The organism is Parabacteroides sp. AF21-43 (assembly GCF_003635435.1).
GTDB lineage: Bacteria > Bacteroidota > Bacteroidia > Bacteroidales > Tannerellaceae > Parabacteroides > Parabacteroides distasonis.
Genome location: NZ_QTMG01000051.1, coordinates 1 through 9,802, shown reverse-complemented (window position 1 = coordinate 9,802; position 9,802 = coordinate 1). Strand labels below are relative to the sequence as shown.

The following is a 9,802-nucleotide window of genomic DNA, read 5'->3' as shown; positions in this document are numbered from 1 at the left end:
TCGAACTGGCAAAAAGAGAATGTAAGGAACTCCATTTTACCAATAACGGCAGACCGTTCTTTGCTATCGGTTTCCCGAACATAGCAGGAGGTTACGAGGTTCGCAATTCCTTTTTCAAAGGCTGCATCGCCCCGAAAGACATCACCCATATACGGCAGCAGGGAGAGCCGAGAGAGAAGTGTTTGGTATTCGAGGGTTTTATGGACTATCTTTCTTTCCTCACGCTCCGGATGAAGAACTGCCCGACCATGCCCGACCTTGACAGGCAGGATTATGTCATACTCAACTCTACTGTCAATGTGCCGAAAGCTATTGACGTGCTGTACCCGTATGAACGCATCCACTGTATGCTTGACAATGACAAGGCAGGATATGAAGCGACACGGGCTATCGAATTGGAATACTCCTACCGTGTGCGTGACTTCTCGGGCAATTACAGGGGGTATTCGGACTTGAACGATTACCTGTGCGGCAGGAAGCAGGAACAGAAGAACAGCACCAGCCAAGCGCAGGAGATAAAGCAGGAAACCGGACAACGTGCCGCCCCAAGACAGAAAAGGGGCAGGGGCATTTAGTCCGGCAGGATTACCAGCGACAGGCGGTTTAATTTGGAGAGCAAGGTTATGTTTCGGTAAACCGAAACTACCTTGCTTTGCTTGACAGCAAAGAAAATTTCTCCCGTTGGTCGCAATTTTTAAGATACCATTTAAATGTAAAAACCTATGACGAATATAAAGGATAAGCCGGGGGGACGTCCGGCAAAGAAACGGATAGAGAAGCAGCAACGGGTAGTCAGCACGAAGCTGACCGAGTTGCAGTATTATGCCATCAGGAAGCGAGCCGGGGAAGCCGGGTTGCGTGTCAGTGAGTATGTCCGGCAGGCGGTTGTTTCGGCAGAGGTCATACCCCGGCTGAATAGGCAGGATGCGGACACCATCCGCAAGCTGGCAGGGGAAGCCAACAACATCAACCAACTGGCGCACCGAGCGAATGCCGGAGGTTTCGCACTGGTGGCGGTGGAACTGGTGAAACTCAAAAACAGGATTGTCGAAATTATAAATCAGTTGTCGGATGATTGGAAAAATAAAAAAGGGAAGCGGGTTTAAGGGCTGTGTGAACTATGTGCTTGGTAAGGAGCAGGCGGTTTTGCTTCATGCGGACGGGGTTCTGACTGAAAGCCGGGGCGATATAATCCGCAGCTTCTGTATGCAGACCGGGATGAATCCCGATTTGAAGAAGCCTGTCGGACATATTGCGTTAAGTTATTCGGCAGTGGATGCACCCAAATTGACAGACGAGAAGATGGTACAGCTTGCGCAGGAGTATATGCGTGAAATGAAAATCACCGATACGCAGTATATCATCGTGCGCCATCAAGACCGGGAACACCCACATGTGCATATCGTGTTCAACCGCATAGACAACAACGGCAAGACCATTTCGGACAGGAACGATATGTACCGTAACGAGCAGGTATGCAAGAAGCTGAAAACCAAACACGGGCTTTATTTTGCTGGTGGAAAAGAACAGGTAAAGCAGCACCGCTTGAAAGAGCCGGACAAGTCGAAATACGAGATTTACACGGCTGTAAAGAACGAAATCGGGAAGTTCAAGAACTGGCGGCAGTTACAGGAGCGGTTAGCGGAAAAGGGTATTACTGTCCGGTTCAAGTACAAGGGGCAGACGGGCGAGATACAGGGCGTTTCCTTTTCCAAAGGCGAATACACGTTCAAGGGTTCGGAGATAGACCGCAATTTTAGTTTCTCCAAACTGGATAAATGTTTCGGGGATGCAGGACTGAATACGGTCGGAAATCAACGGCAGACAGCTTTTACACCCGTTCGGGAGCCATTGCCGACACAGGGAAAGACTGACAGTCCGTTGATAACTGGCTCACTCGGTCTGTTCACCGCTTCATCACCCCCTGCGGATGAAGAACCAAACTTGAATTTAAGAAAGAAGAAGAAAAAGAAAAAACAACTTAATTTGTAAACACATGGAGAAAAATTTGATTTTAGAGGGGCTTCTCTCAATGGTTACTGAATTGAAAGAGAAGCAGGAAGCACAGGTAACGCCAGCCAGTCGGGAGGAAACTCTTGAAAGACTGAACGCAATCGAACAGGCATTGTCGGAATTGCACAGTAACCCGGCTGTTCCCGAAAAGGATTTGCAGGCTATCCGAAGCCAGCTTGACGAGATAAGGAATAGGATGCAAGGTCAGCAGAAACATATCGAGGACACCAAGAAAATAGTATTGGAAACCTACCGTTGTTTCAAGGTAATGCTTGATGCTTTGGGCTCTTGCAAGACGGATAAAGAGGAAGCTATACCCTTACCGCTCTATCAACGGATTTGCAACAAGGTCGCTTCTTGGATTCGTCCGGGATTGTTCCTTTTTTCGGCAGTGCTGGTTATCTGTTCCGTTTCCATATTCTTGAATATCCGTTTGGCTGAACGTATGCAGCAGTTACAGGACAACGATATGAAATACCGCTATTTGCTGATGCAAGGACAGGCAGACGGGGAAACTTTTGATATACTGGAAAACAAGTTCAAATGGCAACGGGATAACGGCTTTATCCGAAGTCTGACCGATTCAGTGATGGATTTTGAATACCGCATCCAAAAGCAGGCGGAAGCACTGGAACGTGCAAGGCTGTTGAACGAGCAAGCCGAACAGCTAAAGAAAGAAGCTGATAAGCTGGGTAAGCCATAAACGGGGAAAGCCGGGATGGATGAAGCACATTCACCGTTCCGGCTTTTCAGATTCACTTCTTTTTCTTCGTACAGTGTTCTTTCTCGAACTGGCGTAGCGTGGTGACGCTGAACCTTTCCTTGATGAACTCCCGGACATCGGAAGCCTTGTAATACACTTTTCCGCTGATAGTGAAGTATGGCAACGCACCGATAGCCCGGTAGCGTTGCAGGGTTTTGATGCTTACTTTGAACAGCAGGCACAAGTCTTGATTATCCAATAGGTTATCATCTTCGGGCAGTACCCTGTCTGCATTGCGTAGTACCCGTACATCTTTGCAGAGTTCTTCCAGTTTGGCATACAGCTTCTGCATCCATCCACCAAATTCGTCATTGTCTATATACATAATTGCTTCATTTTTCAGATTATACATTTTGTTTGTCAATCGATTGATGAAGCAAAGTTCTAAAAACGGATACAAAGAAATTACAGGAGAACTAATGGAGTCCCCTATAAATAAATCATAAGTTGCTGATTATCTATATCCTTTCTTATCATGTTCATTTTTGATTAGGTTTGCCAGTCCATTAAGAAATTCGGTGAGTTTGCCCGGCTTCCGTTTTATCACGTCCTCATGTTTTTGGTGGCAGTCGCTTATCTTAATGTTAAACAACCATTCAAAACCTTTGGATAAGTCCACTAAATAGGCAGGTTTACCGTTCTGATAAACGATGTCTTTGGAGAGGAATAAGCCGCTTACCACTTCCATGATATTGATAAGGGTTGTTTTGTCGGCGAGGTAGAGAGGGGAAAGGGGCTGTTTATTGATGCGTTGCTGTAGTTGTTCCGGGTATTTGATGCGCCATTCAATAAGGCGTATTTCAGTGTTCAAAAGTCCTATCGCTTCATCAATTAAATGCAAATAGGGCATTTTTTTCTTGCTCAAACCGTACACGATACGATTTAAGACGGTGTAAACCAAAGGAAAAATAGCGAAGTAAAATACTGTAATCCTGTTCGTTGATACCAAAATCGGCTACATGCGTAGCCAATTCCTCAATAGCTTCTGTAAACTCCGATGCAGAAACTTTACGTTGTGAATATTCCGACAATAAGCGGAAAAATCGCTGTTCTAAAATTAGATTCATGTATGTATTCATATAAAAAATAAGCCTTAGCGAGACTTAGGAAAAGGCTTATTTCAATTCATAATATTGTAATCCGCAAGTTGTTGTTTTGGGGGAATTTAGAAAAATAGTTTATAGCAAAGTAATCCCAATAAAAATAGCACTAAAAGGCATATTGTAAGAAATATATATATCCTAAACATATATATTTGGTCTGATTGCTCCTTTTCTATGGTTTTTTTACGGATTTCTTCTATCTTTTCAATGGAAACATTGGATAAATCAGCATTTTTACCTTTGCCTACAAGATATTTGTGATGTTCTTTCATCCTGTCTCTATTCAACTTGCGAAGCTCACGGTTCTCTTTGTCCCGTTGTAGCATATCATTTATGCAACCTAATGTTCCCATTTTCCAGTTAACATTTAATTTCCAAACCTTGATATATCAATTTCTTTTTGTAGTTCCCTAAAGATACGTTCCAAATCATATCCATGCGGATTGGAAATTTGGAAACATCCGCTTTCTATGGGGCTATTAACCTGAGGAGCAGTTATCACCGTGTCATTGAAAACGAAAGCGATGTACTTTCCTACACTCTTTGTTGTGGCTTCTCTCCATATAGGCAATTTATCTTGGAGGAAGACACCGGTAATGACCGAGTGTCCAAAAGCATCAGTTTCCAAACGTAAAGAATCGAAATCCATAACAGTAAGGAAAGGTGTTTGTGAAAGGCTGTCTGTAGTCTGTGATGTTACGTAGTACCAGCCGTTTGTCCGGTGAAAGGATTTTGTCTGCATACAAGCTGTCATTAGTAGGCAGAAAAAGAGAATTGTTGAAATCTTCATATCCGCTATTTTTAGGTTAATACATCTTCTCCAACGTCCACACCATCTTATTGGGATTATAGGCTTCCATTACGAGATGTGTTCCTGTGTATTCCATCACTGTCCACGGACCTGCTATGTTGTCGAACGTGATGATTTTTCCATTTACTTGATAAGTAAAATCTGTGTTCCACATATATCCGTCTTCTTCGTTCGTCCTTGTATAAATGCCTTCTGATTCGTTAGTAAACTGAAGAATGGATTGTTTTGTGTAGTCTATCTCATCTTCGATATTGTACACGGTCATTTGCGCTTGCCAAGTAGTTTGCTTCAGGGCTTCGGGGGTGAAGACAGAAGTAGGGGCATCATCGTTACTACAATTTGTCAGACATAACATGGCGCAAATAATGAATGTGGAAAGCACCATACATAAAGTAATTTTCTTTTTCATCTTATCTCTATTTTAAGTGATTGACAATAATTATATATTTCTCTTCATAGGGATACTAACAATACCTTTATTAATCTCTTTTTTACCCACTTTTTTGAAGCCTAAAGATGTATAAAAAGTTTCTGCATAGGTTGAAGAATTAACTGTTATATAAGTAAAATTACAATTGCTCATCATATAGTCAAATAACGATTTTCCTATTCCTTGCCGATGATAGTGTGGCAAGACAAAGAAGAGGGATATATGTTGCCTTTCCCGATGTACACCGATTATTCCTATCAATAAATGATTGTCAAAAGCCCCATATATGTCAAGCGTATTCATCAACGATGTGTCATACACGAAACTTTTAAAGGTTTCAATCCCTTCTTCCGTAAAATCGTTAATGCCACACTCTATACATACTTGATAGGATAAGTTTATAGCATTTTTATATTCTTCTTTCATTAATTTCCGTATCATACTAATAGTTTTTAATCAATGTGTGCAAAGTAATGAAAGGTGGAGGAAAAAGGTCTTGACAATTATCAAGACCCCAATATAACAATTGTTAAAAGGTGAGTTATATCTCTAACTTGCGGCGTATGCGGCTAATGGTTTCCGGTGTAACCCCTAAGAATGAAGCGATGCTTTTCAAAGGAACTACTTCTTTCAAGTTAGGACAACGTTCCATCAAGTTCCTGTATCGTATTTCAGGCGTACAATATGAATCAAGTAATCGTTCATATACCATTTCAAATAGACTCTCTGCCACATGCCTTCCGAATCGTTGAGTTTTCATATCCGTTTCCCAATATTCAATAATGTCATGACGGGATATTTCATATACAGAACACTCTGTTATGGCTTGAATATTTACTAACGATAAGCCACTTCTCATTAAAGAAGAATAGTCACATACAAACTCGTTGGTGAAAGCGTATCCAACAATGTGTTCTTCACCCTCTCCATCAATATATGTATATTGGAATGTACCGTTTTCTACCCATTCGGCAAAACGTGATATTTCATTCTGACGAATAAAGAAATCTTTTTTGTGGTATATACGTTGCTTCCCTTTTTCATGAAATAAATCTTTTACGAGGGAATAGTCTAAATTGTCGAGGTATGAATTAAAATCTTTCATTGTCGTAAGCTATTTATTCAGTCCACGGCGTATGCGACTGATTGTTTCCGGTGTGACTTGCAAGAAAGAGGCAATCTCCTTTAACGTAATGTACTCTTGAATATCGGGGCATCTATTCAATAAGTCAAGATACAGTTCTGCCGTAGTCTTGCAGTACATATCTATTAATCTATGATACATTAATAAGTATGATTGTTCAATAAGAGTACATTTTACTTGCATGGTTTCTACATTTGTGGCAAAGAATTCCTCTACTTTTAAATAGGGTATATAACAAATCTTTGTATCGCAAACGGCTTCAATTGTTACTAATGACGGTTGATTAGGCTCTATAAGTGTGCATAAACTTCCTGTAAACTCTCCGGAGAAAGTATATCCTACTATATGTATATTCCCTTTTTCATCCACACGAGTATATCTCAATAAGCCGTGTTCGATATAAGCTCCCCGATGATTCACTTTGCCTTGAATAGTGAATTGTTCACCCTTTTTGAGTTCGATATAAGTACCATGTTCCAAAATGAACTGCTTTAGCTGTTCTAATTTCGAATGGTTGGCATATTGTGAGTTAAAATCTTCCATACTATAAACTAATTGCAATTAAAATATAGAATAACCTCGTGAGTTGTTCTCTTAAAAAGGGAAAATAGATTCCTGACTTTATCAAAACATCTTCTCTTTTTTTTAATCTACTTTATTGTGAGTTTAGTTTGTGCTTTTGTATATATATCCAAAACGTACCAAACTAACTTTTGTAGCCTGCAAAATATATGTGCTGGCGAAAGAAGAAACAATCTTTTTTCTTTTCGCCAATTTTAAAGTTTGTAACTCTCATAGTTTGAGGAAGAAATGAATACTTTTATTTCTTCTTCTGTTGGAAGTTCTATCCTATACTTTTGCACAAAAATATTTGGGTCTAACCCGGCAGTGGCATACTTAACCAAGGTATCTCCCTTTTCGGTGCAGAGCAAAATGCCGATAGGTGGGTTATCATCCGGCTGCATCACTTCCGCTTTAAAATAGTTCAGATACATATTTAGTTGCGAAGCGTACTCATGGCGGAACTTATCTATCTTCAATTCTACAATAACATGGCATTTCAAAATGCGGTGATAGAACACAAGGTCGGCAAAGAAATAATCCTCGTCTATCAAGATACGTTTTTGCCGGGCTTCAAAACAGAAGCCATGTCCCATTTCTAACAGGAAGTGTTGCAGGTTGTCAAGAATGGCTTGTTCCAAATCAGTTTCTGTCACCAATGCACGTTCATTCAACTCTAAGAACTCCAAAGTAACAGGGGTGTTGATAACATCTTTAGGTTGTAATAAGGTTGCTTGTTGCTGGACTAAAGCGGAGAGGGCTTCTTTGTTTTTGGATAGTCCGCTACGTTCGTAATATAAAGATGCGATTTGTCGCTCCAACTCCTTTACAGACCAGCAGCCACGAATGGTTTCCATTTCATAGAAAGCACGTTTTACCGGGTTCTCAATTCCCGATATAGTGTTTAAATGGGTGGAAGATAATCTATTGAATAATCTATCAGCCGGAATCATCCATGTTTCGGTTTGTGGGTATTCTGTTGATAGTTTCCAAACTCCATTTTCAGATTCGGCGGTCACCAACCGCCGAATTGGTTCAGTGAATTCGGCGGTCAATGACTGCCGAATTTGAATTTGTGATGCAATGTATTGTGTAACAGGTTCTTTTAGTTGTGGATAAACAAGGTACAACCGTCTAAATTCCCTGAATCTACGTTCATTCAGACCTTTTGTTTTCAGTCGTTGTTCCAGCTTCTTCAACAGTTGTTCACCGTAGGCGGCACGGTCTTCTCCGTTCTGCTCAAATTCTACAATATAGCAACCCATAAGCCAGTTACGGGAAGTAAGGGCAAGGTTTACAGCATGTGCGGCTTGTGCCTGCAACGTGTTCTGTATCGTGCTGATATGTTTTACTAATGCTTCAAAGTTCATAGTTACAAAGATAAGTCTTTTATGGTTAAAACTTTAGTTCGGGCAAGCTGTTTATTGCTTCCTCTTTCAATTTATCCACCGCACGGGTGTACTTCTCCGTATGCTTCAATCCGCTATGCCCTAAAAGGCTGGCTACGGTTTTGATATTTGCCCCATTGTTCAGAATGTTCACGGCAAACGAATGCCGGGCACAATGCCAGCTTATATGTTTGTCTATCCCGGCTCTCTTTACCCAACGCTTTACTGATTTACAGCAACTTTCGTAAGTAGGTAAATCGAATATCAAACAGTTTTTATCTGCCGGGGCTTCACCAATGATAGACAATAGACCATCATTCAGGGGAATAACCACACCACTACTGGCAGAATGTCCCTTTGTCTTGCTTTGTTCAAATTTCAATAACCGATTAGCGTAATCCACATTCTTATAGGTAAGGTCTTTTACATCACAGAAACGCAAACCACTGTATAAACAGAAGATAAAAGCCCGTCTGACATTCGGGTTCTCGTTGTCATAATGGCAAGCCGCCAACTTTTGTATTTCTTCGGGAGAAAGAACATCTTTTCGAAGCATTTGGCTATCCACTTTACAGGTAACACTTTTACATGGGTCTTTCAACATTACATCGTGGTCAATCGCATATCGAATAACTTTCTTGAAACGCTGGTAAATGCTTTTAGCACCTTCACCCACACTTCGGGATTGCAAATAGGCTACAAACTGCTCCATCATTTCTTTGGTGATAAGTTCCGGTTTGATACTAAACTCATTCATGGGGTATTGCTCTTTTAAGAAGTCCTTAAAACGGCTAAGCGCAATTTGTACCATGCGAATATCTTTCTTGGTATAACTGTTGATATAGGCTTGGAAATAGTCTAAGAAATTGACCGTTCTATCTTTTTTCAACCGATAGCCCAACATACTTTCTTTAAATTCCTGCTCACGCTCCGCACGTATCTTTGTGGCAAGCTCCAATGTTTCTTTGTTCTGCTGGCGTTCCGCAGGGGTACGGGGCTTATCTATCAGATACAGACTAAGGTTTTCTTTTCGCCTGTTATGCTTTACTGCAAACTTGGGCTTACCTTGCATCTTTCCACTATCATAGTACACTTGATTGCCGTTTTCATCTAATACGGGCTTTTCCTCTCTACCTAAATAATACTCTAAGTAAAGGCTGATTCTACCATCCGAGAGCTTATTTTGCTCTAACTTGGGGTTTTCTTTCGTTTTATTTTCTAACTTTGCCATTGTTTAGAGGTTTTATCCCGATTTAGGTACCATAACCGGGTGATTACGCTAAATAGTTGATTTTCTTTTGTTTTCCAATATTGCAAAGGTACAAAAGAAAATGATATTTCAAAGTGTACTAAAAGTGTACTGAATAACGGAAAATGGGCAAAATATGGCAAAAATAGAGAAAATAGGAAATATTCAAATAGTTGATAATAAGGAAGATAAATTCTTTTATTTTCCTATGATTTCTATGGCTTGTACCGGGTCTGGGTACTGAAGTTGAAAAGCTTGATTGAGTAATCAGTCAAGCTTTTTTTGTATGTAATTATTCGGCAGGACTATCCACGGCTCACCCGATAAACCTGGGGGATTA

General features: G+C 40.7%; 15 protein-coding genes. 4 read left to right on the top strand and 11 right to left on the bottom strand.

Going from position 1 to position 9,802, the window contains the following annotated elements; genetic code table 11:
• The 4 genes from DWX84_RS20970 to DWX84_RS20955 form a co-directional block, all read left to right on the top strand.
• A partial coding sequence (locus tag DWX84_RS20970) for a toprim domain-containing protein (protein WP_233573976.1) occupies nt 1–575 on the top strand: 575 nt, incomplete at its 5' end.
• Nucleotides 576–722: 147 nt separating this feature from the next.
• Nucleotides 723–1,106 carry a MobC family plasmid mobilization relaxosome protein gene (locus DWX84_RS20965; RefSeq protein ID WP_004310825.1) on the top strand — a complete coding sequence of 128 codons (384 nt, stop codon included), beginning with the start codon at nt 723–725 and terminating at the stop codon, nt 1,104–1,106.
• Nucleotides 1,072–1,992 carry a relaxase/mobilization nuclease domain-containing protein gene (locus DWX84_RS20960; protein ID WP_008642636.1) on the top strand — a complete coding sequence of 307 codons (921 nt, stop codon included), beginning with the start codon at nt 1,072–1,074 and terminating at the stop codon, nt 1,990–1,992. Before DWX84_RS20965 ends, DWX84_RS20960 begins: the two co-directional genes overlap by 35 nt.
• Nucleotides 1,993–1,996: 4 nt before the next feature.
• Nucleotides 1,997–2,716, top strand: coding sequence for a hypothetical protein (locus DWX84_RS20955; protein ID WP_005944331.1), 720 nt, complete (start codon nt 1,997–1,999; stop codon nt 2,714–2,716).
• Between the two features lie 52 nt (nt 2,717–2,768).
• Here DWX84_RS20955 and DWX84_RS20950 read toward each other — a convergent pair whose 3' ends face one another.
• The 11 genes from DWX84_RS20950 to DWX84_RS20900 form a co-directional block, all read right to left on the bottom strand.
• Complete coding sequence (locus tag DWX84_RS20950; protein WP_004323655.1) at nt 2,769–3,101, bottom strand: helix-turn-helix domain-containing protein; 333 nt, start codon at nt 3,099–3,101, stop codon at nt 2,769–2,771.
• 129 nt (nt 3,102–3,230) lie between these two features.
• A complete protein-coding gene (locus tag DWX84_RS20945; RefSeq protein ID WP_004323654.1) occupies nt 3,231–3,650 on the bottom strand; it encodes a hypothetical protein in 420 nt (139 codons plus the stop codon).
• Nucleotides 3,604–3,843 carry a hypothetical protein gene (locus tag DWX84_RS20940; protein ID WP_080720260.1) on the bottom strand — a complete coding sequence of 80 codons (240 nt, stop codon included), beginning with the start codon at nt 3,841–3,843 and terminating at the stop codon, nt 3,604–3,606. The genes DWX84_RS20945 and DWX84_RS20940 overlap by 47 nt, the downstream gene beginning before the upstream one ends.
• Before the next feature lie 98 nt (nt 3,844–3,941).
• Nucleotides 3,942–4,232, bottom strand: a complete 291-nt coding sequence (locus DWX84_RS20935) for a hypothetical protein (protein WP_004323652.1) — start codon at nt 4,230–4,232, stop codon at nt 3,942–3,944.
• A 14-nt stretch (nt 4,233–4,246) separates the two neighbouring features.
• Nucleotides 4,247–4,669: a hypothetical protein gene (locus tag DWX84_RS20930; RefSeq protein ID WP_005944333.1), complete on the bottom strand. Its 423-nt coding sequence runs from the start codon at nt 4,667–4,669 to the stop codon at nt 4,247–4,249.
• Between the two features lie 16 nt (nt 4,670–4,685).
• Nucleotides 4,686–5,099, bottom strand: coding sequence for a hypothetical protein (locus DWX84_RS20925; RefSeq protein WP_005944336.1), 414 nt, complete (start codon nt 5,097–5,099; stop codon nt 4,686–4,688).
• 30 nt (nt 5,100–5,129) lie between these two features.
• Entirely contained in the window at nt 5,130–5,561 is a 432-nt protein-coding gene (locus DWX84_RS20920) for a GNAT family N-acetyltransferase (protein ID WP_005944338.1), read from the bottom strand.
• A gap of 100 nt (nt 5,562–5,661) precedes the next feature.
• Nucleotides 5,662–6,225 (bottom strand): Crp/Fnr family transcriptional regulator, encoded by a 564-nt coding sequence (locus DWX84_RS20915; RefSeq protein WP_005944341.1) that lies wholly within the window; start codon nt 6,223–6,225, stop codon nt 5,662–5,664.
• A gap of 9 nt (nt 6,226–6,234) precedes the next feature.
• Nucleotides 6,235–6,807, bottom strand: a complete 573-nt coding sequence (locus tag DWX84_RS20910) for a Crp/Fnr family transcriptional regulator (protein ID WP_005944344.1) — start codon at nt 6,805–6,807, stop codon at nt 6,235–6,237.
• A gap of 233 nt (nt 6,808–7,040) precedes the next feature.
• Entirely contained in the window at nt 7,041–8,195 is a 1,155-nt protein-coding gene (locus tag DWX84_RS20905; protein ID WP_005944347.1) for a YhcG family protein, read from the bottom strand.
• Nucleotides 8,196–8,220: 25 nt separating this feature from the next.
• Nucleotides 8,221–9,444 (bottom strand): site-specific integrase, encoded by a 1,224-nt coding sequence (locus tag DWX84_RS20900; protein ID WP_005944350.1) that lies wholly within the window; start codon nt 9,442–9,444, stop codon nt 8,221–8,223.
• Nucleotides 9,445–9,802 lie beyond the last annotated feature (358 nt).